The sequence below is a fragment of the Nodosilinea sp. LEGE 07298 genome (assembly GCF_015207265.1).
Taxonomy (GTDB): Bacteria; Cyanobacteriota; Cyanobacteriia; order Phormidesmidales; family Phormidesmidaceae; genus Nodosilinea.
The window spans coordinates 1-24,754 of record NZ_JADEXE010000073.1; the positions used below are offsets into that span (position 1 = coordinate 1).

At 57.5% G+C, this 24,754-nt stretch carries 23 protein-coding genes and 1 pseudogene; 10 read left to right on the top strand and 14 right to left on the bottom strand.

From position 1 onward, the window contains the following. A pseudogene (locus IQ273_RS12155) lies at window positions 1-470 on the top strand (IS4/IS5 family transposase); the annotation flags it as partial. 15 nt (window positions 471-485) lie between these two features. Here the strand turns inward: IQ273_RS12155 and IQ273_RS12160 are convergent. The 7 genes from IQ273_RS12160 to IQ273_RS12190 all read right to left on the bottom strand — a co-directional run bounded on the left by IQ273_RS12160 (window position 486) and on the right by IQ273_RS12190 (window position 5,594). Next, window positions 486-698, bottom strand: coding sequence for a hypothetical protein (locus IQ273_RS12160; RefSeq protein WP_194023436.1), 213 nt, complete (start codon window positions 696-698; stop codon window positions 486-488). A 62-nt stretch (window positions 699-760) separates the two neighbouring features. Continuing rightward, entirely contained in the window at window positions 761-2,077 is a 1,317-nt protein-coding gene (locus IQ273_RS12165; protein WP_194023457.1) for a DUF58 domain-containing protein, read from the bottom strand. 5 nt (window positions 2,078-2,082) lie between these two features. Beyond that, window positions 2,083-3,069 carry a MoxR family ATPase gene (locus tag IQ273_RS12170; protein ID WP_194023437.1) on the bottom strand — a complete coding sequence of 329 codons (987 nt, stop codon included), beginning with the start codon at window positions 3,067-3,069 and terminating at the stop codon, window positions 2,083-2,085. After that, window positions 3,062-4,258, bottom strand: coding sequence for a DUF4350 domain-containing protein (locus tag IQ273_RS12175; protein ID WP_194023438.1), 1,197 nt, complete (start codon window positions 4,256-4,258; stop codon window positions 3,062-3,064). Before IQ273_RS12175 ends, IQ273_RS12170 begins: the two co-directional genes overlap by 8 nt. After that, window positions 4,255-4,845 carry a DUF4129 domain-containing protein gene (locus IQ273_RS12180; RefSeq protein WP_194023439.1) on the bottom strand — a complete coding sequence of 197 codons (591 nt, stop codon included), beginning with the start codon at window positions 4,843-4,845 and terminating at the stop codon, window positions 4,255-4,257. Before IQ273_RS12180 ends, IQ273_RS12175 begins: the two co-directional genes overlap by 4 nt. Window positions 4,846-4,999: 154 nt before the next feature. Next, a complete protein-coding gene (locus IQ273_RS12185) occupies window positions 5,000-5,323 on the bottom strand; it encodes a hypothetical protein (RefSeq protein WP_194023440.1) in 324 nt (107 codons plus the stop codon). Then, entirely contained in the window at window positions 5,295-5,594 is a 300-nt protein-coding gene (locus IQ273_RS12190; protein ID WP_194023441.1) for a hypothetical protein, read from the bottom strand. Before IQ273_RS12190 ends, IQ273_RS12185 begins: the two co-directional genes overlap by 29 nt. Window positions 5,595-5,879: 285 nt before the next feature. Here IQ273_RS12190 and IQ273_RS12195 point away from each other — a divergent pair, with 285 nt between their 5' ends. Next, window positions 5,880-6,020 (top strand): hypothetical protein, encoded by a 141-nt coding sequence (locus IQ273_RS12195; protein ID WP_194023442.1) that lies wholly within the window; start codon window positions 5,880-5,882, stop codon window positions 6,018-6,020. A gap of 72 nt (window positions 6,021-6,092) precedes the next feature. Beyond that, window positions 6,093-7,949 (top strand): tetratricopeptide repeat protein, encoded by a 1,857-nt coding sequence (locus IQ273_RS12200; protein WP_194023443.1) that lies wholly within the window; start codon window positions 6,093-6,095, stop codon window positions 7,947-7,949. Window positions 7,950-7,951: 2 nt separating this feature from the next. On the opposite strand, the gene IQ273_RS12205 is transcribed toward IQ273_RS12200, so the two are convergent. From IQ273_RS12205 to IQ273_RS12215, 3 genes are all read right to left on the bottom strand, one after another. Continuing rightward, window positions 7,952-9,370: a hypothetical protein gene (locus IQ273_RS12205; protein ID WP_194023444.1), complete on the bottom strand. Its 1,419-nt coding sequence runs from the start codon at window positions 9,368-9,370 to the stop codon at window positions 7,952-7,954. Between the two features lie 169 nt (window positions 9,371-9,539). Next, the gene (locus IQ273_RS12210) at window positions 9,540-10,166 is read right to left on the bottom strand and encodes a trimeric intracellular cation channel family protein (protein ID WP_194023445.1); all 627 of its coding nucleotides are present in this window, start codon (window positions 10,164-10,166) and stop codon (window positions 9,540-9,542) included. A gap of 41 nt (window positions 10,167-10,207) precedes the next feature. Then, window positions 10,208-10,429, bottom strand: coding sequence for a hypothetical protein (locus IQ273_RS12215; RefSeq protein ID WP_194023446.1), 222 nt, complete (start codon window positions 10,427-10,429; stop codon window positions 10,208-10,210). 388 nt (window positions 10,430-10,817) lie between these two features. Here IQ273_RS12215 and recA point away from each other — a divergent pair, with 388 nt between their 5' ends. The 5 genes from recA (at window position 10,818) to IQ273_RS12240 (ending at window position 17,074) form a co-directional block, all read left to right on the top strand. Further along, complete coding sequence (gene recA / locus IQ273_RS12220; RefSeq protein ID WP_194023447.1) at window positions 10,818-11,882, top strand: recombinase RecA; 1,065 nt, start codon at window positions 10,818-10,820, stop codon at window positions 11,880-11,882. 164 nt (window positions 11,883-12,046) lie between these two features. Continuing rightward, the gene (locus tag IQ273_RS12225) at window positions 12,047-12,835 is read left to right on the top strand and encodes a tryptophan-rich sensory protein (RefSeq protein WP_228052887.1); all 789 of its coding nucleotides are present in this window, start codon (window positions 12,047-12,049) and stop codon (window positions 12,833-12,835) included. A 95-nt stretch (window positions 12,836-12,930) separates the two neighbouring features. Then, window positions 12,931-14,514 carry a CPBP family intramembrane glutamic endopeptidase gene (locus IQ273_RS12230; RefSeq protein ID WP_194023448.1) on the top strand — a complete coding sequence of 528 codons (1,584 nt, stop codon included), beginning with the start codon at window positions 12,931-12,933 and terminating at the stop codon, window positions 14,512-14,514. Window positions 14,515-14,659: 145 nt separating this feature from the next. Next, window positions 14,660-15,970: an exonuclease subunit SbcD gene (sbcD, locus tag IQ273_RS12235; RefSeq protein ID WP_194023449.1), complete on the top strand. Its 1,311-nt coding sequence runs from the start codon at window positions 14,660-14,662 to the stop codon at window positions 15,968-15,970. A gap of 141 nt (window positions 15,971-16,111) precedes the next feature. After that, window positions 16,112-17,074: a cation diffusion facilitator family transporter gene (locus IQ273_RS12240; RefSeq protein ID WP_194023450.1), complete on the top strand. Its 963-nt coding sequence runs from the start codon at window positions 16,112-16,114 to the stop codon at window positions 17,072-17,074. A gap of 72 nt (window positions 17,075-17,146) precedes the next feature. Here the strand turns inward: IQ273_RS12240 and IQ273_RS12245 are convergent, their stop codons facing one another. The 3 genes from IQ273_RS12245 to IQ273_RS12255 form a co-directional block, all read right to left on the bottom strand. After that, the gene (locus IQ273_RS12245) at window positions 17,147-17,776 is read right to left on the bottom strand and encodes a chorismate lyase (RefSeq protein WP_194023451.1); all 630 of its coding nucleotides are present in this window, start codon (window positions 17,774-17,776) and stop codon (window positions 17,147-17,149) included. Between the two features lie 123 nt (window positions 17,777-17,899). Continuing rightward, complete coding sequence (locus IQ273_RS12250; protein ID WP_194023452.1) at window positions 17,900-19,342, bottom strand: S1C family serine protease; 1,443 nt, start codon at window positions 19,340-19,342, stop codon at window positions 17,900-17,902. Window positions 19,343-19,590: 248 nt separating this feature from the next. Next, window positions 19,591-21,918: a hypothetical protein gene (locus tag IQ273_RS12255; RefSeq protein ID WP_194023453.1), complete on the bottom strand. Its 2,328-nt coding sequence runs from the start codon at window positions 21,916-21,918 to the stop codon at window positions 19,591-19,593. Between the two features lie 180 nt (window positions 21,919-22,098). On the opposite strand from IQ273_RS12255, the gene IQ273_RS12260 reads away from it, so the two are divergent. Both IQ273_RS12260 and IQ273_RS12265 read left to right on the top strand, forming a co-directional pair. Next, window positions 22,099-22,416, top strand: a complete 318-nt coding sequence (locus tag IQ273_RS12260; protein WP_194023454.1) for a hypothetical protein — start codon at window positions 22,099-22,101, stop codon at window positions 22,414-22,416. A 154-nt stretch (window positions 22,417-22,570) separates the two neighbouring features. Further along, entirely contained in the window at window positions 22,571-22,972 is a 402-nt protein-coding gene (locus IQ273_RS12265) for a hypothetical protein (protein WP_194023455.1), read from the top strand. Between the two features lie 154 nt (window positions 22,973-23,126). Here the strand turns inward: IQ273_RS12265 and IQ273_RS12270 are convergent, their stop codons facing one another. Beyond that, window positions 23,127-24,713 (bottom strand): NAD(P)H-quinone oxidoreductase subunit 4, encoded by a 1,587-nt coding sequence (locus IQ273_RS12270; RefSeq protein WP_194023456.1) that lies wholly within the window; start codon window positions 24,711-24,713, stop codon window positions 23,127-23,129. Window positions 24,714-24,754 lie beyond the last annotated feature (41 nt).

The window sequence follows — 24,754 nt, forward strand, 5'->3', positions numbered from 1 at the left end:
TGTACCGCTCTCGGTGGACTGTTGAAGGGATGTTTCAGGTGATTACCGATGTCTTCTCCTGCGAACTCAATACCCTGGGCTATCCCAGAGCCGCTTTATTTGTCTTCTGCATCGCGGTGGTAGCCTTCAATATCTTGTCTACGGTCAAAGCTGCCCTGAAGGCCGTCCATGGGGTGGGCAAAATTGAGTCGGGCTTATCCGACTTCTATCTCGTTGAAGACGTCCAGGGCACCTTCCGAGGCATGATGATTGCCCTGCCGCCCCCGATTTGGCTCCCCTTTGCTCAGATGCCGGTCGCCGCCTTTGCCGAGTCTCTGAAAGCTTGGGCCGCTCAGGTCGACCTCAAACGCTTTTCGTCCTCTCCCAGAGGTCCCAAAAAACCTGCTAAAAAGGAGCCGTTTAATCCGAAGCATCCCCATGTTGCCACCGCTCGGCTCCTCAAGCAAAAGGAGAACAAACGTTCACCTTAACAGGGGTACTCATGCTTAGCTTAAGCCCAGTTCATCCATCACCTGGGCTGAGGGAATTGCTTGCTTCTCTTGAGTGCGCCGCGCCTGCATAGACAGCAACTGCTGACGAATAGGGTCTTTGAGCGGTCTGCCTTGATCAGGGTCAAGCAAGAGGTCTTGTAATGCATCCTCAACGATTTCTCGCATGAGAACTTTAAACTCGTCGATAGTCAGGTCTTTTATTTGCATTGGTTCTTCGATATATATCTATGGGCCGGTGAGTTTTCAATTGCCTGAGACTTATCTAAGTTTTATAGCCTGCCCTGGCTCTTGATGCGGAGGTAGCTCTCGACCAGAGGCTCTGAAATCTGGTGGGCGGGGGCATCGAGTACCAGCACGCCGCGTTTTTTGAGGCGGGCGAAAGCAGCCTCGCGCTGGCTGAGCAAATCTAGCGCCACCGCCCGCTGGTAGGCGGCATCGACCTGGGCGGTGGGATGGAGTGCCTGGTAATCAATGGCCGGATCGCGCAGAGTAATGCAGAAGGGCAGGTGGCGGGGGCGCAGCCGAGCCAGGGCCGAGAGCAGTTCGGCGCTGGCGGTTTCATCGACAATGTCGGTGATGATGACCACCAGCGAGCGGCGGTGCTGCTGCTGGGCGGCGTGGGTAGCAGCGGCCAGGTAGTCCGATTCTTCGAGCACCGGCTGAATCGGGGTGAGGCGTTCGATCATCTGCTGAAAGTTGGCCCGCCCGCCCTTGGGAGGAATCCAGGTGTGCAGGGTGCGATCGAACACGCCCAGGCCGACGCGATCGCCCCTACTCACCCCCGCCAACGCTAGCGACAGGGCCGCATTCATACCCCAGTCGAAGCGGGTCAGCCCCTGCACCTGGGCGGTCATCAGCCGACCGCGATCTAAAAGAATTAATAGGGTTTGCTCGCGCTCTGGCTCCAGCACCCGCACCAGCGGCTGGCTAAGGCGGGCGGTGGCCTTCCAGTCGACAAATCGAAGGTCATCGCCAGTACCGTACTCGCGCAGTTCGGCAAACTCGGTGCCCACGCCCATGCGCCGCTTTTGTTTTAGGGTGCCGGTGGCTTGCAGCGCCAGCTTGACCGAGAGCTGGTTGAGGCCGATCAGATCGGGGTAGACATCGACGGTTTCGGCGGCGGGCACTGTCCAGTCAGCCCAAGCCAGGCCGAGAGGGCTGCGCTGCTGAATTTGCAGATCGCCCCAGGCATATTCGCCCCGCTGCTTGGGGTTGACCGTAAAGACAATGGTCTCGGGTTCCTGTCCATTCAGGGTAATCTCCAGCGGCATGGGGCTGCCGTCGAACTCAGTAGGGTAATTGTCGTAGAGGCGCAGGCGAACGGGAGAGGAGGATTCTCCATGCAGCGAAATGGGGTTATCGCGCCCTATGGAGAGTCGATGTAGCGGATCCCGCTGAATTGTGGCCCGGCGAGACTTGACCCGCCAGCCATCCCAGACCATGACGGCGAGCACTGCACCATCAAACAACAGCAGGGCTAGCAGCGCAACGGAGAGACGGTTGGGCGAGCCGAAAAAGTTGGTGAGCAGGGTAGCGATGATCCCGCCCCCTAGCAGCAGCCCATAGGTGCGTCTGGTGGGAATAATCGCCATTAGCGCGGCACCGCGACGCTGTCGAGCACGCCCTGAATGACGCGATCGCAGGTCAACCCATCCATCTGCGCCTCAGCCCCCAAAATCAACCGGTGGCGCAGCAAGGGCATGGCCACAGCCTTCACGTTGTCGGGGGTGACAAACTCCTGCCCGTGAATCCAGGCGTGGGCTTTGCTGGCGGCCAGCCACTGCACAGTAGAGCGCGGCGAAGTACCGAGGTCTAAATCGGGGTGCTGACGGGTTTTGTGGGCCAAAGCCAGCAGATAGTCGAGAATAGGTTCCTGCACAGGTATGGCCTTGACTGCCTTGCGGGCAGCGAGAATGTGGTTGGCGGTAGCGATCGGCTTAAGCTGGCCAACATCTAGCCGTTTGGCCTCAAATCCGGCTTGGGCATTGAGCAACATCTGCTTTTCTGCCGCTGGGGCTGGGTAGCCCACTACGAGCTTAAACAGGAAGCGATCGAGCTGGGCCTCGGGTAAAGGGTAAGTGCCCTCAAATTCCAGCGGGTTTTGCGTCGCTACCACCCAAAAGAGATCGGGCAGGGGATGGCTGGTCCCGTCGAGGGTGACCTGCTGCTCTTCCATGGCTTCGAGCAGGGCCGACTGGGTTTTGGGTGGGGTGCGATTGATCTCGTCGGCCAGCAGCACTTCGGTAAACACCGGGCCTTTTTTGAGAGCAAAGGTGCGACTGGTGAGGTCAAAAACATTGGTGCCCGAAATATCGGAAGGCAAAATGTCGGGTGTCAGCTGAATGCGGCCAAAATCGGCCTGAATCAGCCGCGACAGGGCGCGCACCGTCAGAGTTTTGCCGGTACCAGGCACTCCTTCAAGAATGACGTGCCCCCCGGCTAGTAGAGCAACCAACAGCTCCTGCACTAGGGGTTCTTGCCCCACCACCACGCCGCTGAGGGCTTTGCTGATCCGCGCGATCGCCGCCTGTAGGTCTCTCTGTCGCTCGCTCTGTTGATCATTCTGGCGCTCAGTCATACCCGCTGGTGTCTCCTGTGGTGTCTCCGGTGGCATTTCCGGGGTAATGAAGGGATTGTACCCGCTTGAGCCAGTCGCGTAGCTGGCTTTCGTTCTTGGGAATGGCAGGATTCAGCATCGCGGCCAGATCAACGTCAGGTCGGCCAGGTTGCTCATTCCAAGCCAGTTGTAGCTGCTCTAAAGGCAGCGACAGATCGCCCAATCCCAGTTTCTTTTGCAGCTGCACGCGTTCGGCCTGGCTGACGGTTTGCACCACAAAGTCGTGGCTGTCGGCCTTATGCAGCACCCCGGCCAGTGCCTGAATGTAGGCCCGACTGTTATCCACCGTAGGGGTTTGCAGCGATCGCCGCTGCCCCAGCCTGCGGTTAAAGGCCAGTAGCGCAATCAGGGTGACCACCAAAATTTGGGCCGCGAGAATGACCAGGGGCGTGCGGGCCAGGTAGTTGAGCCAGCTATCGCTACCCACTTCTGTCGCGATCGCCTCCTGATCTCGGTAGCCGTGCAGGTACTCATCAATCCACACCCGCTGGCCTGACCCCGCCACTAGCGCCGTCAGCAGGGCAAAGTTGCCGGGCTGATTGAGATAGGCATTGGCCCCCAGGTGAGGCGTTGCGGCGATCGTCACCGGCCCAGAGGCGATCGCCTGCTGCCAAACCACTGCGCCGTAGTCGTCTTCGAGCGCGACGTCTAACCTTGAGCTGGTAGGGTAGCGGCGGCGGGTATCGATCTGTACGGGGCCAGCCTGACTAGATAGGGTTTGCGAAAAAGGGGCCGCCGTCACTGGAGCTTTGACGCCCAGTATCACCAGTTGGTGACCCGCTTCAACCCAATCTGGCAGCCAGGGCAATAGTGCGGGCAGCTCCGACTCGTCGACAAACCCAGGCAGCACGGCCACCAAGGTTTCTGGGCCAGTCGAAGGGTTTTGCATCAGGGTGACGGTCGCGTCTTCTGCCCCGCCGAGCTGTTCGAGCAAGTCTTCCACCGGGCGCTGCCACCGCTGCACCGGAATGTCTTGCTGCTCCAACGATTCGTACCAGGCACTGTAGCCCGCTGGGCCGCGATGCCAGGTCGAGCCGCTTTCGAGCGGGCTGGTGGTGGGTCCACCCACAACTATTAGCCCCAGCAGCAGAGCTAACCCGAGCAGTCCTAAGAGTAGAGTACGGCGGTTGAAGGGCAGCGATCGCGTCACGATTGGGCGATCTCCTGGTAGGCACGGCGGCAGCGCTGATAGGTTTCTTCGGTCGCCTGGGTGTCGCCGTAGGTAAGGCGCTCGTGGGTGCGAATCAGCAGCTCGTAGGGGCGGCTAGGGTTGATGGCTATACAGTCTAAATATTCGCCATCGGTGCGGCTAGGGCGGTAGAGTACGGTTTCGCTGTCATTGAGCCGGGCCAGCCCCGCCATATAGAGCGCTTTGCAGGCAGCGGCGTAGTCACCCTGCTGGGCCAGCCGCTGGGCCTCACGCCACCAGTAGGCCGCCTGCTTGAGGGCAGCTTCTGAGGGGGCGGTTTTTTGCATTGCCCCGGTTCCTCTAGGCTGGCGCTGATTCAGGTAGGCGCTAATGCCCTGGTAGACCAGCCAGCCAATCCACAGGGCTAGGGCTGCGATCGCAACCCAAAACAATCCTCGGGCCAGGGGCTCTAGCCAGGGCCAGCGGGGTAGCGCGGGCGCATTCACATCGACCCGAGAGAACTGGTACTCAAACCATTCCCCCAGGTTTTGCCACCCCTGACGAATCTGCCAGGACAGGGAATTGGTGCGGTGAGGAAGGTCAGCCATTGATGACAATTTGCCAAATCTGGCCCCATTATGGCTCACAGATCGGTCGGTCTAACCCCAATGCCTGGGGAGATTCAGGATGAGGTTATAGACCAAGACCCTAACCCAGGTTTTGCCGGTAGTAAGAAAGAACCACACTCATCAGCGCAATCATTTATTTACGCGCGATCGCTCTTTCGTAAGCCGGGTCATGCTCGGCAAAGCTCAGCACCAGTACTCGCCTGGGAGCCGGAGCGTCGTAAATGCGATAAACCAGGCGATAGGCTATTCCATTCCAGTCGATTTCGATTGCTCGGTAATTGCTCAACTGGCCCTTGAGAGTATGGTTGGGTAGACCAAGACATTGATAGGGGTCAAGAATCAAAACCGACTCACGTAGGTCGCTGAAAATTTCCCTCAGTTCACTTGTCAACTCGGGTAAATCTTCTGCTTCGACCAGTCGATGGGTCTTAATCAGGTATCTCGATTTGAAAGCCACGATCTCTTAACCGCTGGTGTAAATGCTCGACATCTACCTCTTCGCCCTCGTCGATTACTGTCACCCACTGGGTAGGGTCGTCGAGGTCGGGGATGCGATCGATCGCGCGTGCTTCGGCGGATCGCTTGGCTAGGGGCGGCACAGCCTCGCCGTGGTGCTTCCAGATCAGGTAATCGACAAAGTCTTGGATGGTGCGCAGCTCCGCTTCTGAGAGGGTGCCAAGCTGCTGGGTAATGTGTTCGACCAGGGGTGCCAGAGCGGTGTTTTGCATGGCCTAGGGCGGTAGGGGTTGTGCTTCTCAGTGTAGCTACGAAGTAGATGGGCAGTAGTGCGGCTCTGTGATCAAGCAGGTACAACTCTGCAGGTGCAGAAGATTTCCGGAGGGCGATCGCGATGATCGCCCCTATTGCCGCATCAAAACTAAAAATCAGGGTTTTCGTGGGTTGAGCTAAAGCTGACGATGGATCTCAACCTGCGAGCCACACAGGGCGATCGCGAAACTCAGCAGTTTCTGGAGCGCGAGACTCAGCAGTAGATTGAGTCGCTGACGGCGCTGATGGATGAAGCAGTGGCGCGATCGCTGTTTCACCTGTTTCAAGGGGCTACTCTCGACTTTTTGACCACCGGCAAAACCCAGCGCTGCGAGCAGAGTATCAAGGCATTTTTGGCGGGGCTGCGATCGCCCAACATTCTCTAGCTCTGTAAAAAGCTCAACTTCGCTATTTGACTCAATAAGATACTCTTTTAGGGTGAAAGTAGCTTACCCGCAATGGACTCTCCTCAGCCTCGCCCTCTGCCGTCGCTAGACCTGTTAATTGACGCCTACGAGGCTGCTATCACTGGCCTTGAAGGCATAACTGTTGACGATGCGAAAACCGAAGTAACGCATCGGCTGGTAATCGATGCCCTGCTAGCAAGGGATGCGGTGGAAAGGGTCCGCCAAGATAGTGAAAAATCTGCCGTTACCCCTTTGATTGCAGGAGTTTATGCTCGGCTGATCAAGCTGGACCAGCGACTTAAAAGCAAGACAGACCTGATTGCAGCTTACGGCGATTTAGAGAACGCTCGTCAGAGTGTCAACCCAAATCCCCTGGCCTGGTGGTGGTTTCTAGCCCCTACCCCTAAAGCCGTCAAACAGCACAACCAAGACCGCTTTGACTGGGTTTGGAATGGCCTGACTGTGGTCTTTTTGGTCACCGCCACCAGCTTTGCAACCAGCACCGCCAAAGCCTTTTCAATTCAAGGCTTTGATGTGTTGGGGTTATTCAGCAGTTTTATTCAAGGAGCAGGCTTAGCTTTTGTCGCTGGCGGAGCCTTTACTGAAAAAGGGCAGCGGGTGGTACAAAACGCCCTGCGAAGTGTCAATATTCCTAGCCATCACCACGCCGAAGCAACCTGTTTGCTGTCGGCCAGTTTGATGACTTTGTCATTCTTGGGTTACTCAAACCTATACCGACTCGGCAATTTATATTACGTTTGGGGCCAGGGAGAGCGCGATCGCGGCGACAATATCTCCGCTTTTCAAACCTTTCAAAAAGTCTTAGACTTTGCCCCCAACAAAAAAGAAGCCTACTCTGCTCTAGGCCAGGTTGCCGAAAAAATGGGGCGCTTAGACGAGGCCGCTACCTACTACGAACAAGGTCTAGCCCTGTCCGATCCAGCTTCCGCGTTAGGAATGGCTCGATTGGTGCTGCTCAATACTCTCAAGGAAAGTGGTTGGGCAACCCCAATAGACAATCAAACAGTTCGCGAAGCCAAATTTTTTCTGGAGCTTGCCTCTCAGTTTAACCTGGGCTTTGACGATGCCGGCAACCCGATAGAGGTGGTCGATGTTGTTATCGATCAGCAGACTCACTACGGGTTACTAGAACTGGCTAAAATAGACTTTCAAAGCATCAGTCCCAGCCCATCTATCGGTACTCTAACAGCAGAGCAAAAGCGATCTATTCTAAAAACTCAAACTCACCTCAAACAGGCACTCACTTATTTTCAAAAAGCCCATTGGGAAGAGTCGATCACCCTAGCCACCTACCGACCAGAGGATGCCAAAAACCTTCTAGAGCTGGCTCTACAGCGTCCTCGGCGGATGCATGATCTCAGCGCCTCAGAAATGGATCTTCGGTTGTCTGAGGATGAGGAAAGACTGCTGAGCCGCGCCATTGCAAAGGTTTCAGATAGACTCAGTTTGAGCCCAGAGTTTGTCGAACTCACTCAGCTCTTAGAAACGTTTCCTTACCAAGAACGAACGTATCTAATTGATAGATTTATTGGTAGCCTGCCTGCCGATCATAAAAAAAGGCTGAAGGAAGATTTAGCCTTAGACCTTGGCAAGCCGAGATGCTATATCGCTATTATTTTTCTAATTGATTTTGCCATTGATGACTATCTAGCCACTGGAGCAAAAGAGAAGGCCAAACGGCTCGACCTGCTGCAGTCAAGGCAGCAGTTCAGCGCTCGCGAATGTGGTAATACCGAAGACATGACGGAGCCCGCTACCCTAAGCCAGTCTACCTCTGCTCCGCCCCTCAATCGGCTCGACCTCTACACCCTCAGCATTCACGAAAAATCATTGATCAGTGAATTGCTAAGCGTTCCAGAGCCCCTACTCTCAGCTACCGAAAAATAGCATCAGTTTGGCCGTAGCCAGGCTCGCCACCAGGGCCGCTGAGGAGGAGCACTGCGTCGGCGCGCAGGCTGACACACCCTGCTATTCGCCGACGATAGACACACCTCTGACTTGCTCCGCGACAGCTGCTTGACAGTACGTGAGATGTCAGGGAAGGCTGCGATCGCCGGTTGGTCAACGCTGCTACTAGCCTGCTCCTCAAGGCCATACACCAGCCTACTATTGTCGAGATCACAGACATTGATGCCAAGCCACAGAACCGGTTCTAAATGATCCACTCGGTTTGAGTTAACAAACACGGCACGAACATCGTGGATGCAATGGTCAGTGGTGTCTACAAAGGTAACCTGGTTAGCGTCGCCGGGGGCAATGGCGCGAGACTCCAGTAGGTTGTAGCCCCAGGAGGGGCTTTGAGTCGGAGTGATGTAGATTTCTTGAAGCACTAAATTTTTGTCTGTGGTGCTTTGGCCAGTGGCATTGGCAACGGTAATGGTGCGCGACGCGCCCTGCTGGGGCTGACCAAACACAATCTTGTCCTGGCTACATAAATTGACACCTTGCTTCTTCTCCTGCTGGCCATTGGCAAAGGTGGCGGTTACGTCATACCTCTGAATAGTTGCACAGCTTAAATCAGCGGTATCTGTCAAAATCCAGGCTTCGGTTTGAGGCCGAATGGCATAGCTACCTAGCAGGCCCACTTCCCTGAGAAATCGCTCGTCACAAACGTCAGCGGTACAGTCTCTCGACGATTCAACGCGGGTGCTCCTGCCTTCGCTCAGGCTGCCATCGCCTGACGATTCAAGGTCAACGTCGCTGTCGATTTGCATCATTTCGTACAGGGCTTCGTAGCAGACCTCGCGTACAGCCGACGAGCTAAATTGTTCACACAGAGCAGCCTGCACATTTCCATCGCCAGAATTTTGCTCTATTGAAGAAGCAGGTTCTTGTCCCTCTAGCTCCGCTGGGCTTTGCTGGATGGAAGGAGCTGGCTGATTCACACTAGCGCCCTCAATGAGAATTTCTTGAAGGTCACTCGTGGTGCCATTAAACACCACGAGTTTGCCGCCCTCGTTTTCTGGAGCAAACAGGGTATAGGTACCACCGTCGATAGTGCAGACGTTGACGTTGTAATCAGCTACAGATTCGCCATCGCTAAACACGCTTAAAAAGTCGTAGTCGCAGTTGCCTGTCGATGGCTGAAATAGCAGTGACCCCCTGGGCTCCAATGCCTCTCCTCCTAGCCGATTGGAACCAAAATTAGCCTGCTCGGAGGGTACTGCGTACAATCCAACCAGTGTTTTTTGAGTTTGATTGATGATTTTGACCCCAGCCTCCTGGCCGATCGCTGAGCTACTTGGCAATAGCGTTACGGGAGCCAAGATCAACGTTGAGAAAACGCAAGTCAGTCGCTTCTTATTCATGAACCGCTGTGCACCCAAGCCCATATGACGATGCTTCAAACATACAGGCCTGTAGCGGGTTAGGCGATCGCAATAGTTATGAATTAACAATATTTACAGAAGCTAAGTCTGGCCAATTGCCATCTCTTGAGGGCAGTGCTGAAGTTCTGCAAAAGGCTAGCATTAGAGCCTAATGATTTTCCTCGCCGAAATCGATTTTGAGGGTCAGTCGCAGGGGCAAACACAGCTGCCAGCGAATCGCGATCGCCCGCATGGCAAAGATTGCTCCCATGGCCATTAAACGAATGACAGGATAGGGTAGCAGCTGAATCAACAGCACGTAGAGTATGCCGCCCAGCAAAATTGGCGTGGCGTAGAACTCGCGAGACAGCAGCAGCGTGGGCCGATTGGTCACCACATCGCGGACAATGCCCCCGGCGATACTGGTCATTAGGCCCATAAGCACCGCTACAGCGGCTGGGTAGCCCAAGGCCAGGGTTTGGTCGATGGCCTGTATTGAAAACAGGGCTACCCCCATCGCATCTAAATATGACAGCAGGCGCGGCGGCAGCTTAAGAATGAAGCGAATGCCGATAAACGTGGTGAACGAGGCCGCCATCGCCACCCAAAAGGTCGTCAGATCCACAAGCCAAAACACGGGCACGTCTAGAATCACGTCCCGCAGGGTGCCGCCGCCAACGGCAGTCAGCAGCCCCACCACCACAATGCTAAAGATATCGAGGCGCTGACGGGTCGCAGACAGCACGCCAGACATGGCAAAAACGGCTATCCCCACCTGGGCGAGAACGTATTCCATTGGAGTAACCCTGGCAGGGTAGGGTAAATGAACTCTGCCAATTATCCCCTACTGCCCCGGTCTGGCTCAGCCCCAGTTGAGTGGTGAATAAACAGACGCCCGGCAGTGATCGCCGCTTCGCTACTGGAGTAGACGTCGCCATCGTTGAGCACAGCCAGCTCGGGATTGATCACCCAGCAGCGATAGCCCAACCCCTGGTGGTATGTGACCCCAGCTACCCAGCCGGGAAATACCGAAACATGAATTAACCGACCTGTATCCATCGGTATTGGCCCCTTTAACCTGTGACTCAACCCGTGCTTGATTTCGTTAGCCAGTCTTCCTCAACCCTCTTATTCAGCTAATAGGCTGAACTACAGGGGTCGCACCCCAGATATTGGGATGCTTTCTCACTTAAGACTATTTAATTTGGTTCAAGTGTACTATACTAATCAGACAAAGACAATGGTCGGCTCATAAAGTTCGTACTCAGCTCTCGGCTCAAAATTTTGGCTTAAGGACGACTACACTTCTGAGCTGAAGTGGGGTTTACTAGGGGCATCGTTTGGGCCACGGCCCTAGGCCAACCTTATCCTCTGCATTCGCTCGCCCCATTACCAATTCGCTACCAATTCGCTCACGATCGCAATTTCGTTTTATCCCCAGGCAGCTATGGCATCTAAAAACAACGACGTCACCGAAAAACAGAAAGCTCTCACCATGGTGCTCAGCCAGATTGAGCGCAACTTTGGCAAAGGCGCGATCATGCGCCTGGGTGAAGCCAGCCGGATGACGGTTGAAACAATTCCCACCGGAGCGCTGACGCTCGATCTGGCTCTTGGTGGCGGCCTGCCCAAGGGGCGCGTGATCGAAATTTACGGCCCTGAAAGCTCGGGTAAAACCACCGTCGCCCTCCACGCGCTGGCCGAGGTGCAGAAGGCGGGCGGTGTAGCGGCCTTTGTGGATGCCGAACACGCCCTTGACCCGGTCTATGCCAAGGCCCTAGGGGTCAATATCGACGAACTGCTAGTATCGCAGCCCGATACGGGCGAAATGGGCCTGGAGGTGGTCGATCAGCTGGTGCGATCGGCGGCGGTTGATGTGGTGGTGGTCGACTCGGTGGCGGCCCTGGTGCCCCGCGCTGAAATCGAGGGCGAAATGGGCGATACCCATGTGGGCCTTCAGGCCCGCCTCATGAGCCAGGCCCTGCGAAAAATCACCGGCAGCATTGGCAAGTCGCACTGTACAGTTATTTTCTTAAACCAGCTGCGGCAAAAAATCGGTATTTCCTACGGCAACCCGGAGGTCACTACCGGCGGTAATGCCCTCAAGTTCTACGCCTCGGTGCGGCTCGATATTCGCCGCATTCAAACCCTCAAAAAGGGCACCGAAGAGTACGGTATTCGGGCCAAGGTCAAGGTGGCCAAAAATAAAGTAGCCCCGCCCTTTCGGATTGCCGAGTTCGATATTCTCTTTGGCCAAGGTATCTCGACCATGGGTTGCCTGGTCGATCTGGCTGAGCAAACTGAGGTCATTACCCGGAAGGGGGCCTGGTACAGCTACGAGGGCGACAACATTGGCCAGGGCCGCGACAACACCGTGCAGCGCCTGATCGAAGATGCCGCCTTTGCCACCAAGGTCGAAGCCCAGGTGCGCGAAAAGCTCTCCATCAACGGTGCGCCCGTGGTCGTTGAAGAACCCGATGATGAGGCCGACGACCTGCTTGAAGACGAGTAGGGGTAAACGGCGGTTTGCCTCTGCGAGAGGCGTTGATTTTTTGATTTATACCTGTGTTCAGTATCGCCTCTACCTTTTCTTACTGTGGTTAGACTCTGACTGGGGGTAGTAGCGCTAAAGCCTCGCTCGGGGGAGGATAGGGCTACGCTACCTACCGCAGCCCTATGGATACTCCTCAAAATCGCTCTACTGGCACTGGCCTTGCGATCGCCACCGCGATCGCCGTTGTGGCTGCCGTAGTCTTCAACACCCTCTTCAACCGCTTTCCCCCCGGCGGACAGAGTGTGGGCGAAATCTCAAACACGCTGTTGAGCGAGGTACTGATTACGCCCGCCAGCTACGCCTTTGCGATCTGGGGCATTATCTACCTGGGTCTGTTTGCCTATGCGTTTTATCAGTTTCACCGCGAGCGGCGGCGAGAACCTTTCATTCAGCGGGTCAACTGGCTGCTGATTTTTGCCTGTATTGTGCAGACCATCTGGATTTTGCTGTTTACCCTACAGCAGTTTGGCTGGTCAATTTTGGCTATGGGGGCGCTGCTGCTGGCGCTAATCGGCATTTATACAACGTTGGATATTGGCCGCGATCGCGTGTCTCGGCGGCGGCGCTGGATGGCTCACATTCCTTTTAGCCTCTACCTGGGCTGGATTTCGGTAGCGACTATTGTCAACGTTGCCTCGGCGCTCTACGTCTCGGCCTGGGATGGCTGGGGGATTTCGTCGGTGACCTGGACGGTGGCGATGATCGTGGTGGCCACGGCAATCGGTGCAGCGGTGATTTATACCCGCCGCGATGTGGCGTTTACGCTGGTGTTTGTGTGGGCGTTTGTGGCGATCGCGGTGCGTCAGAGTGACATTCCGGCGGTGCGGTGGGCGGCGCTGATCATGGCTGGGTTGCTGCTGATCTGGCTAGCCGTGGCTAAGTACGCATTACCTAAACTGGCACAGGCCTGAGCGCGAAGGCTGCCACTGACAGTTCACCCTTCGGTAAACCCAGTGGAATAATGTGAAGGTAGTGTTTTTCGCTGCTGACCTTTAATTGCCTTCCCATGACCTCTGAACCCGACTCGACCCGGCCCTGGCTGTCTATCAAACGCCTGGTTTTAATTATTCTGACGGCCCTGGTGGGGCTGGTAGTGGTGCAATCATTGCTGAGCAGCTGGAAAGAGCCCCAGGTGGCCAGCCGACTACAGCTCTACCAAACCGACCTGCTGCTGGAGGGCAGCGCTTGGCAGGGCGAAGGGTTGCCTACCGACCAGTGGCCTATGCTGCGCGAGGGGCTACTGGGCAAAGACCCTGTTGCTACCGCCCAAAAACAGTACGAAGAGGTACGTCAGCAGGCCGCTGAAGGTATGGCCGAGCGGCGATCGCTCCACGACGAAGCTAATGCGCCAGCCAACAATTCCCTCGCCGACGAAGCCAATGCGGGCAAGCCCCTGTCTCGACGGCTACAAAACGCCCTCAACCAGCAAGAATTACTGATCAATCGGCTCGATATTCGCCTGGGGTTGATGGAGGCCTACCAGGGGAAACCAGAGGCCGCAATCGATCGCTGGGTGCAGGTGCGCGACAGTGAAGCCGCAACGGCCCCAGCTATGCGCACCGCCGACACCCTAATTCGGCTGTGGCAAGATCAGCAGACCGCCCCTGGGGATGACGTGTGGCTGCAAGAGTCTCTAGACGGCTGGTTTGAGTACCGCGCCCTCGAAAAGGTCTATGAGATTCAGGCTCAGACAGATGGTGGCCCTGACCGTATCGCTCAGCTTCAGGCCCAGGAGCAGGCGACCGCTGAGAGCAAATTAGTCAAGCTGGTTCTGCTGAGCACGGTGCCTGCCCTAGGGGCTGTTATTGGCATCGGGCTCCTGATTTGGCTGCTCGCTCAGCGGGTGCTGCGAGGCAGCCAGTCGGTACTGCAACACAACGCCGGGCGCGGTTGGGAGGTGCCCTGGACGGCGGAAACCATTTGGCAGGTGTTAATTGCCGGGTTTTTCTTTGTGGGGCAAATTTTGCTGCCCCTGGTGCTCGGAGGATTGGGCCTAGGTGGGGCCGCGCTCAGCAGCCGGGGCAAGGCCATTTTTTCGCTGGTATACTACCTGCTGATGGCGGCGGGGTCTTTGGGCGTGCTGTGGTGGTCCATTCGCGCCTACAAACCCATCCCCAAAGATATGTTTCGCATCAAAGCTTCCAGGTCGGGGTTGCTGTGGGGTCTGGGCGGCTACTTTGTGGCCCTACCGCTGATGTTTGGCGTCGCTCTGATCAACCAAAAAATTTGGCAGGGGCAGGGGGGCAGCAACCCACTGCTGCAAACGGTGCTGGAAGAGCAGGATGGGGTCGCCCTACTGGTGTTCTTTGTGACGGCGGCGATCGCGGCTCCCCTGTTCGAAGAAGCTCTATTTCGCGGCTTTTTGCTGCCCTCGCTGACCCGCTACCTGTCGGCGGGCTGGGCGATCGCCCTGAGCGCCTTTATTTTTGCCGCCGCCCACCTAAGTTTGTCGGAGGTGCTGCCGCTGACCGTACTGGGGGCAATTCTGGGGTTTGTGTATACGCGATCGCGCAACCTGCTCTCCCCGATGGTGCTACACAGCGCCTGGAACAGCGCCACCATGCTGGGCCTGTTTATTTTGGGTGGATAGAGGATAGAGGGTTCAGGGTATAGGGTTCAAGGTTTAAGGGCTGTGGAAAGGGTATAAGGCCATCCCTAGACCTTATACCCTGAACCCTGAACCCTAAACCTTATACCCTGAACCCTAAACCCTTTCTAGCCGCTATCATGGCCCCATGATCTCCCTTCTCCATCTGTCCGACATCCACATGGGCAGCGGGTTTGTCCACGGTCGCCTCAACCCCGAAACCGGCCTCAACACCCGCCTGGAAGACTTCGTTGCCGCCCTCACCCGCTGCATCGATCGCGCCCTGGCCGAGTCAGTCGATCTGGTTCTGTTTGGCGGCGACGCCTTTCCTGACGCCACGCCACCACCCCTGGTGCAGCAGGCGTTGGCTAGCCAGTTCTGTCGGCTGTCGGCAGCGGGCATTCCGGTCGTGCTGCTGGTGGGCAACCACGACCAGCATGCCCAGGGGCTGGGGGGTGCCAGTTTATCCATCTATAGAACGTTGGGCGTGCCGGATGTCGTAGTGGGCGATCGCCTCGAAACTCACCGCATCGACACCCGCAGCGGCCCGGTGCAGGTGGTCACTCTGCCTTGGCTGACCAAATCAACCCTGCTCACCCGGCCCGAAACCGAGGGCCTGTCGATGACCCAGGTGAATGAGTTGCTGCTGGAGCGCCTGCGGGTGGCCCTAGAGGGCGAAATTCGCCGCCTTGACCCCGAGATTCCCGCCATTCTTTTGGCCCACGCCATGGTTGACACCGCTAGCTACGGGGCCGAACGGTTTTTGGCCACCGGGCGAGGCTTTACCATCCCAATGGCCATGCTGGCCCGCCCCTGCTTTGACTATGTCGCCTTGGGCCACGTTCACCGTTACCAGGTGCTCTGCGAGCATCCTCTGATGATTTACCCCGGCAGCATCGAGCGGGTCGATTTTAGCGAGGAGACTGAGGCCAAGGGCTACCTGCTGGTGCAGGTGGCTAAAGGGCAGGCCCAGGCCGAATTTTGCCCCCTACCGGTGCGACCCTTCAAAACGATCGAGGTTGATCTAACCAAGGCTGAAATTCCCCAGGCTCGGCTAGAAAAGGCCATCGCCAAGGCCGACATTGCCGATGCCGTCGTGCGCTGCCTCTACACCCTGCGATCCGACCAGGTCGATCGCATCGACCAGAGCAGCCTAGAAACCGCCCTGGCCGCCGCCCACACCTACAGCCTACAGCCCGAGCTAAAGGCCCAAACCAGCCGCAGCCGACTGCCCGAGCTAGGCACCGACAGCACCCTTGACCCCCTAACAGCCCTGAGCGCCTACCTGACCAACCGCAATGACTTGGGCGATATTGCCGAGGGCATGCTGGCCGCCGCCGCTGCCCTAATGGCCGACGACACCGACGTTGAGCTGCCCCTAGACGATATTGATTTGTCGCTTGACGGCATCGAGAGCCTCGCCCTCGAAGAAACCGCCCAGCAACTGCGTTTGCTATAGCCAGTTCGCCGCCCCAATTTTTGCTGTTAACGATTGCCAAGGTCTTAAGCGAACTGGCCAGCGCTATATGACTGCTTGTAGAATCACCCCGTGCAGTACCATTGAGCCCAGACCTTGAGCCCAGTGGAACCCTAACTGCCCATGAACGAGGGCGAGTATCAACGCCGCATTAGCTATCGCCTGCTGCTGACGACCCTGTGGGCGACCCTGCTGCTGCTGGCCGTGCAGGCCATTGGGGGATGGGCCAACCAGTCGCTGACCCTGCTGGCTGAGTCGTTGCACACTCTGGTAGACGGCTTTAGCACAGTACTCAGCCTGGTTGCCGTCACGTCGCCGCAACGCCAAATGGGGCGCGAGGTGTGGGGCCACGGGCGAGCCGAGGTAGCGGGCACCCTGGTGCTGTGCGCTTTTTTGGGCTTTACCGGGGTCAGCCTGCTGTTCATTGCCCTAGGGCAGCTATTTAGCGCTCTAACCGGGGCCGAGAACCCGTTTCCGGTGGCGATTGACCCTCGGGTACTGCGATTTACAGCGGCCATGGTCATTCTCAATGTGGCTCTGGGTATCTACGCCAGCTATCAGGCTCGCGGCCTCAGCAGCCAGGCCCTAAAGCTGAATACCAAACACTTTTTAGCTGACGCCTGGCTGAGTATTGTGATGGTGGGGGTGCTGCTGGCCATTTGGCAAAACCAGCGTTGGCTCGACCCGGCCTTTGCCCTGGTGCTGCTGCCCCTGGTGGCCCGCAGCCTGTGGCGAGCGCTGAATGAACAACTGCCGATGCTGCTGCGCCCAACCGCGATCGCCCCCGAGGCCATTTCCCACCTTGCTACCCAGGTCGAAGGCGTCACCCGCTGCACCCGAATTCGATCGCGGGGTATGGTGGGCCGCCAGGTCTGGATCGAAATTCACCTGGTGCTGCACCCTGAATTTGTCGAGTCGGCCGAGGCGATCGGCGAGCAGATTGACGCCCTGCTGCGCCAGCGCTACGGACCCCTGCGCACGCAGGTCTGGGTCGAGCCCACCCGCACCTACCAGGACGCGTTTTCGGAACCGGGCATGCCGGACTATTTACCACCCTCGCCCGGGAATGGCGAAGATTGGGCCTAGGGAATTCCCCTGGCGGTGCATTGCTGACGCGAATGCACCCTACGTCTTATCCCTCTCACCTACCCAATTCACTCACCTACTCCCCGCCATCGGCCCACTCTGCATCGGCCCCAGGTAGCGGGTTAGGTAGGGCGAAAAGACTTCGTAAATTAGCGTCAGAGGTTTGCCTCGGTGCCAGAACAGGTAGTGGCGGCCCCAAAACGGCCCGGCCTGGCCAAATGCGGCTTCTAGGGCTTCAGAATCGCCATAGTAGAGGCCCTGAATGTCGCGGTAGAGTTCGGTGCGTAGGCGGCCCAGGCTGGCCCAAATGGGCAGCGATTTGTTTTGTAGGTATTCATCGACATGGCTGGCCTCCCACCACGAGGCGGCGTAGGCGAGGCGCTGGCCTGAGGCAGTGCGCAGCCACACCTGACGGCGCAGCCGAGGGCCAGGCACCACTCGAATAATGTCAGGGGCACCGTCGAGATCTAGGCCCACAGGCGACATGTCGATCACGTCGACTTCGGTGCGATCGCGCGTGAGCAGTTGCAGGTGGCGCGTCGGTGAGCCGTCTCCCAGCAGCAGGATTTGCCAGGCGGGGGCGAGTTGGTCGTGGGGTAGCCCTTTTTGCACGGTGGGCTGCCCGGCCTGCCAGCGGGGGCGGAGGGCGTGCCAGCCACAGGGCAACGCTGGATCAATAAGGGGCTGTAGGGCAGAGGCCAAGGGTGTTACAAAAATTCACGTCTTACCCCTATGCTATCGCGACAGCATGACCCTTTCCAGCCGAATCTAAAGAACTCGTACTACGCCCGGAGCAAAGCGATGCCAACCTCCCGCCGGAGTCCTTTACTCTACCGTTAGCAAGTAGCGCCCGCGCTCGCCCTGCTGATAGCTGTTGACCAGCACGCTGTAGGTACCATCGCGGGGCAGCTGGACGGCAAGCTGCGAGTTAGTGGTGTCGGGGTTAGCGTCGTCGTTTTCACCCACGCGGTTGCGGGCGTCGTCTACCAAAATCAGGTAGGTGTCAAAGTCGGGGCTTTCGAGACGAATCAGCACGTTCTGTCCGGCTCGGCCCCGGAAGGTAAATTCTTGGTAGTAGGAGCCATCTTGCAGGGTGCGATCGCTCGGCCCTAGCACTCCCTGCTGCCGCAGGCCCACGCCGCTGGGCCGAGCTTGAGTCTGCCCTGAGGTCTGTCCACTAGCGCCACCCTGGCTCAGGCGCAGCTGGTAGCCGCCCGCCTCGCCCTGGGAAACCGTGTTGGCCAAAATTAGGTACGACCCGGTGTAGGGCAGCTGCGTGGAGATGCGGGCGTTGAGGCTGCCGCCGCTGTCATCGTCCTGAATGGAAAAGTCTTCGCGATCGGGAGCTAGCAGAATCAGGTAGGAGTCTACATCCTGGCTGCTCATGTCGATGGTGACGGTTTGCCCCGCCTGCCCCTCAAAACGGTAGGGGTTATAAAAGCTGCCGTCGGGCAACACGTTGCTGGTGTCATCGAGTTGACCCTGCACCATCGCGCCCAGTGCGATCGGGGCGGGCTCGCGGTTGATGCGGCTGGTGGGAGCCGAGGCCGTGGCCGTGCCCGATCGCACCGAGGCTAAGAACGTTTGCACCGCGTCCGTTGGAATGGCAAAGCCAATGCCCACGCTGCCGCCGCTATTGCCGGTGGTAAAAATCGAGGTATTGACCCCAACCAGCTGGCCGCTGCTGTTGAGCAGTGGCCCCCCCGAATTGCCGGGGTTAATAGCGGCATCGGTTTGAATCACGTTGCGTTCAGGGTCAATACGGCTGATGATACCTACCGTTAGCGTGCCCTGGAGGCCAAAGGGGCTGCCAATCGCAAAGGCGCTCTGACCCACCCGCACCGAGTTAAGCGGCGCAATGGGCACGGTGGGCAGGCCGATGGGGTTACCCCGCAGCCGCACTGCCGCCAAATCGAGGCGATTTTGACCGTAGCCCACAACATCGCCCTCAAAACTGCGGCCATCGGACAGGCGCACGGTGACGACGCGATCGCGGCCCACCACGTGGGCGTTGGTGAGAATTAGACCGCTGGCATCGACAATGGTGCCGCTGCCGCCGCCAGTGCGAGTGTTAATAGCCACCACCGCCGGGCTGGCCTGTTCGTAAACTCGAATAGTGGTAGCCTCGTCGACCGTGGACTGGGCTAAGGCTGAAGCGGGCTCCAGGAAGGGAAACGAACTGACAGATAGGGTGACTGGCGCTAGCGCCAGCAGCGCGCCTAACAACACTGACCTCGATGCGAATCCTGTACCGGCCATTTTCACCATGACGTCCTCTTCTCGTGAGCGCAAAACCTAGCAGTGCCCTAAATTCAAATTACTGAGCAAACCAGCGTAATGGCTGATACCTCAGATCTACTTAAAAATTTCCCTATAGTCAGGATAGATCGCCCCTTCAGGCCAACACCAGGGCTGGAGGCCACCTTGCCAATAGGTACACTGGCCTCTTAGGGGCATAGGCGACCTATTCAAAGCTAACTCACCAGTCAACCGCCCAGGGCGATGGTAAAACACCATTACCAGTCGAGCTTTAGCAGCACCTCAACCGTGTTGCTGCGGGTAGATAGGGCATTGCCCAACAGATCTGCGCCGTAGCGGTAGAGGGTGTTTTGCCAGGACACAACCAGGTGCGGGCTAAGGGTACCCATGCGCAGAGCAACATCGGCCGCCAGACCGTACTGAGGAGCGCTGGCGGCGTTGTCAAAGGGAGCCCAAAACCCAGCTAGCGTCAGGTCTGGACCAAGGTTAACAACCGCGTCGAGTACGGTGCGGCTAGCCTGGGAGTTGGGCAGCAGGTCGCCAACCACCTGGGTGGCACCCAGGGTAAAGTCGCCCAGATCCAGCCGGGCCTGGAGGGTTACGTCACTGCCCTGGCTCTGCTGCTCGATGTCTTGCAGAGTAGTGTTTTGGTCGAGCGCCCAGTTAAAGCCGGTGCCCAGGGTAAGCTTTTGGCGATCGCCTAGGGGCAACCGTTGGCTAACGCCAGCTGAGAGGTTGCTGTAGCGATCGTAGCTGGGGTTGATGTAGCCAATTAGCCCGGCCTGGTAGGCAAAGCCGTCGGCGGTTTGCCCCTGCACATTGCCCCCGCCGTAGGCTTGTAGGGTGGGGCCGGCCAGGGTGCCCGCATAGTAGCGAAAAATGCTCGACTCGCCAGTGACGTTGCCCGTCAGGCTGAGGTGGGGGTGGTAGCTAATGCGATCGGTCTGCACAAAGCGATCGAGGCGATCGGCCTCTTGGGCAAACAGGGTGAAATAGTTTTGGCTATAGACATTGCTCAGGCTGCTGCTGGCAAAAATTTCGCCGTTGACAACCGAGAGCGTTTGCGGCGCATTTAGACCACCGCCCTCACCGCCAGCCGAGAACAGGGTTCTAGGCGAGCCGACGTTGGCGAAGCGGCGGCTGGCTTGATAACTGCGCTCGGTGACTGGCGACAGCCCTAGCCAGACGGCGTTGAAGTTGGCCCAAGGGGCGTTCTGGCCAGTTTCTGAGGCAGAAGGCGTCGCCGAAGACCCCACGCCCGCTTGGTACAGGGTGAGGCTGTTAGCTGGAATGCGGGTGTTGTTGGCGGCAAAGAAGAGCCCCTGGTTGAGGTTGGGATTGCTGGGCGCATCGCTACTGGGTACGAAGGGCTGCACCTCGGGCAGCAGCAGGGCGATCGCTGCCAGGGCAAAGTTGATGACGGGCTGGTCGGCATCTAAAACGACGGCAGGGCCGCGAATGGTTCTAGCCAGGGCGGCCTGGTCGGCGTTGGCTACCACCGTCTGAAATATTTCAGAGTAGGCGATCGCAGGCACGGTATCGAACTGTTCGTACCGTTGGGCTGTGCCCCCTGTAGCGCGACCGTTGCCCGCCAGGGTGGTGGTGTTGGGAAAGTACAGATCTAGCCCCAGAGCCTGCCCTTCGGCCCCGCCCTGAAACCCAGGGGTTTGAATGGCTGCCAGGGAGGCATGGCTGACCACATCACCAACGTTACTGGTCTGGTCAATTTGGGTCGGCTGTAGGGTGTCGGGGTCAATGCGATCGCGATCGGTCACCAATCCAGGGGTAAAGGTGCACACCGCGCCGCTGCCATCTAGACAGTCGGCCAGTAGGGTCGTCTGAATGTGCTGCCCCAGCACCGTAACTGGGTCTTGGCGAGTAATGCTAAGCTGCCGCTGGCGCAGCACATTTTGCCCCCGCAGCAGTCGTTGCGACTGGCGCAAAACAGTCACGTTGCCTGCCGTGGTGCTGCTCTCTAGCGTGCGATCGAAGACGGCTCGCCCCGAAAAGGTGAGGTTAGTGCTGCGATCGTCCCCCAGCTGCACCCCAACCGCCGCTCGGCCCGCCTGATCTGCCTCGATCAGCTCGCCGTCGACGGGGATGCTGGTCACCACCGGACTGAGGGCACCCGGCGCGATCGCCGTGGGGGCAACGGTCGCGTCAGGGGCGCGGACATCCATCGATTGCGACCGCGAGAACCGAGGCTGTGCAGTTATCTCTGGCTGGGGCTGGGCCAGATCGCTGGCTTGGGTGCTAACTCCAGTCAGACCAGGGATCTCGGGGTTGGCGATCGAGTCCTCAGCGCAGTCTGCCAGAGGGCAGGTTGGGGCGATCGCCGGATCCAATTCTGAATAAGTTGAGGGGTATTCAGGGCTGGCCTCACCCCCGACCTGCACAGAGTCCGCCTGGCCAACCGATGATTGCGGTTGCCTATAGCCCGGCCCCTCACCCCCATCGGCAGCCCTAGATGCGCTTTGGGAAAACATCACCGTGGTGGTCTGTTCTGGGGGCATGGGGGCCGGAGTTGGCACTACCGCTGCCTCAAGTACGGGCGCTGGCATCGCTTGATCGGGTGGCTCTTGCACAGGTGAGTCCTCCCCCTCCACAGGCAGGGCAACGACATTGCCCCAAGCTGGTGTTGACAGCCCCACAACCCAAACTCCCGCCTCTAGTGCTAACAACAGAGGGGCAGAGGTAGCCCCAACGGGCTTAGAAACCAATTCCGAGGCAATCAAGCTCTTTTTCATTTAGGAAAAATCATAGTTATGCGATCGCGACAAGGGCCAAAACCCTTTATTAATTGCAAAGCGATAACAGCACCAACATTGCCGCTAAAACCCTTACAAAATCCTGCCTGGCGATACCAAGCAGGATTTAAGATAAATGTTTTTACGAGTATTAATTCCCGCTACCTCAAGGGCAATTCAGTTGACTTGTCGCTTAATCTTTCAGATCAAAAAAATCAAAATCCGCAAGATTTTACCCGTTCACAATATCTTTATAGAAGAAAGATAATCTTTGCGGAACTTACCGATGTTTTTTGGTTCCTTCACGAAAAAACTTCTCTGCAGCCCTTAAATTAGTCAGGGGAAGCACAACTGTCAGCACCTGAAGATTCAATGCATTCCCAAGTGCCTACCCACTAGCTTCAGCTTCCAGCTATTTAATTTGCTAGTGTCGTATCGATTTTTGCGGCGCTACCGACTTGTTCATTCGTGCTCAAAAGGAGCTTTTTCAATGTCTCAAATCAAAGTTTTGAGTGTATTTGCAACCCTTGCGATCGCTAGTTTTGCCAGCCCCATCCATGCGCAAGAAATACCCTCACAAATTTCCACCTCAGTTGGCTTTACCCTCGCCCCCAACGGCGCAGTCAGCAGCCTAACACTGTCTACGGCGCTGAGCGATACCTATACCTTCAGTTCTGCCATCAGCAACAGCGGCGGCGTCTACACCGAAGCCTTTGCCTCTAATACCCCGCTAGAATTCACCAACGCAGGTATGTCGGCCGGCATTAACACTGGCAACGTTGTCTCTTTTGCAGGGACAACAGGCGGTCCATCTACGGTCACAATCTTGGCACCTGGGCCTACCAGCGTCACCGTTGAACCCACCATGCTTATGCTTCCCCCCGACAAGTAGTTTCCTCGGCCACAGATGCACAGCTTGCCTCCTCCACGGCCAAGTTGAGCCACATCTAACGTCCGCCCATTCGGTCCTAACAACAAGCCCTCCCTTTGCATGCAGAGGGAGGGCTTGTTGTTAGATGATTGAAAAGAGTATGGAAGCGGAGGCTCTACTGACTTACTGGAGGAGCCTTAAGCACCGGCAACGCCGCCAGCGGTACGGCAGCTTCGGTACTAGCGCTGCTGACAAATACCTGACTCAAGCGCGCCGTAAGCTTCTGGGTAGTGGCGTCGTAAATTTGGGTCAGCATCTTGGGGTAGAAGCCAAAACCAATGATCGGCACTAGCAGGCAGGCGATGATGAACACCTCGCGGGGTTCGGCATCAGCCAGCACCTCATGCTCGACCAGTTCTTTGTTTTCAGGGCCGTAGAAGATCTCCCGCAGCATGGACAGCAGGTAGATCGGCGTGAGAATCACCCCGATCGCCATGAAGATGACGGTGATTAACCTAAAGGTGAAGCTATAGGCATCGCTGGTGGCAAAGCCCACGAACACCATCAGCTCGGCTACAAACCCGCTCATGCCCGGCAGCGCCAGCGATGCCAGCGAACAGGTCGTGAACATGGCGAAGATTTTGGGCATTTTTTTGCCCACGCCGCCCATTTCGTCCAAAATCAGGGTGTGGGTGCGATCGTAGGTGGCCCCCACCAAGAAAAATAGGCTGGCCCCAATTAACCCGTGGGAGATCATTTGCAGCACCGCGCCGCTCAGACCCAGGTTGGTAAATGAGGCAATCCCAATCAGCACGAAGCCCATGTGCGAAATTGACGAGTAGGCGATCTTGCGCTTCAGGTTGCGCTGGGCAAAGGAGGTCAGCGCCGCATAGACGATATTGATACAGCCCAAAATCACCAGAATGGGCGCAAAGTAGGTATGGGCATCGGGCAACATACCCAGGTTCATGCGAATGAGCGCGTAACCGCCCATCTTCAGCAGAATGCCCGCCAGCAGCATGTGCACCGGAGCCGTCGCCTCGCCGTGGGCATCGGGTAGCCAGGTATGCAGCGGAATAATCGGCAGCTTGACCGCGTAGGCAATCAAGAAAGCGCCGTAGAGCAACAGCTGTAACCGCAGCGGATAGACCTTCTCGGCTAGCAGCTGCATGTCAAAGGTGATGGTGTCGCCGTAGAAGGCCATGGCCAGCGCCGCGACCAGAATAAACAGCGACCCACCTGCCGTATAGAGAATGAACTTAGTCGCGGCGTAGAGCCGCTTCTTGCCGCCCCAAATCGACAGCAGCAGGTAAACCGGGATCAGCTCCAGCTCCCAAAACAGGAAGAACAGCAGCATATCCTGCACGGCAAACACGCCGATTTGGCCGGTGTACATGGCCAGCAGCAAGAAGTAAAAGAACTTGGGCTTGAGCGTCACCGGCCAGGCGGCCAGGGCGGCCAGCGTGGTGATAAAGCCCGTCAGCAGCACCAGGGGCATCGAGAGACCATCGACCCCCAGCGACCACTTGAGGTCGAGCTGGGGCACCCAGGTGTAGCTCTCAACCAGCTGTAGACCGGGCTGACTAAAGTCGTAGTTGAGGTAAAAGGCAGCCACAATCAACACAAAGTCGATTAGGCCAACCGACAGGGCGTACCACCGCACCGTCTTACCGTTGTCGTCGGGCAAAAACGGAATCGCTACGCAGGCCACCAGCGGCAGCAGCGTAACGGTAGTCAACCAGGGAAAAGTCGCGAGGTCCATAGGGTCATTTAGGGGTCGGTTTTTGGGGGTGGGGGTTTTGG

Bases quoted from the DNA above. Each gene is read 5' to 3' on its own strand.
- IQ273_RS12210 (WP_194023445.1), bottom strand. From the start codon at position 10,166: ATGGAATACGTTCTCGCCCAGGTGGGGATAGCCGTTTTTGCCATGTCT.
- IQ273_RS12230 (WP_194023448.1), top strand. From the start codon at position 12,931: ATGACCTCTGAACCCGACTCGACCCGGCCCTGGCTGTCTATCAAACGC.
- IQ273_RS12190 (WP_194023441.1), bottom strand. From the start codon at position 5,594: ATGCAAAACACCGCTCTGGCACCCCTGGTCGAACACATTACCCAGCAG.
- IQ273_RS12270 (WP_194023456.1), bottom strand. From the start codon at position 24,713: ATGGACCTCGCGACTTTTCCCTGGTTGACTACCGTTACGCTGCTGCCG.
- IQ273_RS12200 (WP_194023443.1), top strand. From the start codon at position 6,093: ATGGACTCTCCTCAGCCTCGCCCTCTGCCGTCGCTAGACCTGTTAATT.
- IQ273_RS12225 (WP_228052887.1), top strand. From the start codon at position 12,047: ATGGATACTCCTCAAAATCGCTCTACTGGCACTGGCCTTGCGATCGCC.
- IQ273_RS12170 (WP_194023437.1), bottom strand. From the start codon at position 3,069: ATGACTGAGCGCCAGAATGATCAACAGAGCGAGCGACAGAGAGACCTA.
- recA (WP_194023447.1), top strand. From the start codon at position 10,818: ATGGCATCTAAAAACAACGACGTCACCGAAAAACAGAAAGCTCTCACC.
- IQ273_RS12215 (WP_194023446.1), bottom strand. From the start codon at position 10,429: ATGGATACAGGTCGGTTAATTCATGTTTCGGTATTTCCCGGCTGGGTA.
- IQ273_RS12180 (WP_194023439.1), bottom strand. From the start codon at position 4,845: ATGGCTGACCTTCCTCACCGCACCAATTCCCTGTCCTGGCAGATTCGT.
- IQ273_RS12260 (WP_194023454.1), top strand. From the start codon at position 22,099: ATGCGATCGCGACAAGGGCCAAAACCCTTTATTAATTGCAAAGCGATA.
- IQ273_RS12265 (WP_194023455.1), top strand. From the start codon at position 22,571: ATGTCTCAAATCAAAGTTTTGAGTGTATTTGCAACCCTTGCGATCGCT.
- IQ273_RS12195 (WP_194023442.1), top strand. From the start codon at position 5,880: ATGGATGAAGCAGTGGCGCGATCGCTGTTTCACCTGTTTCAAGGGGCT.
- IQ273_RS12250 (WP_194023452.1), bottom strand. From the start codon at position 19,342: ATGGTGAAAATGGCCGGTACAGGATTCGCATCGAGGTCAGTGTTGTTA.
- sbcD (WP_194023449.1), top strand. From the start codon at position 14,660: ATGATCTCCCTTCTCCATCTGTCCGACATCCACATGGGCAGCGGGTTT.
- IQ273_RS12240 (WP_194023450.1), top strand. From the start codon at position 16,112: ATGAACGAGGGCGAGTATCAACGCCGCATTAGCTATCGCCTGCTGCTG.
- IQ273_RS12160 (WP_194023436.1), bottom strand. From the start codon at position 698: ATGCAAATAAAAGACCTGACTATCGACGAGTTTAAAGTTCTCATGCGA.
- IQ273_RS12205 (WP_194023444.1), bottom strand. From the start codon at position 9,370: ATGAATAAGAAGCGACTGACTTGCGTTTTCTCAACGTTGATCTTGGCT.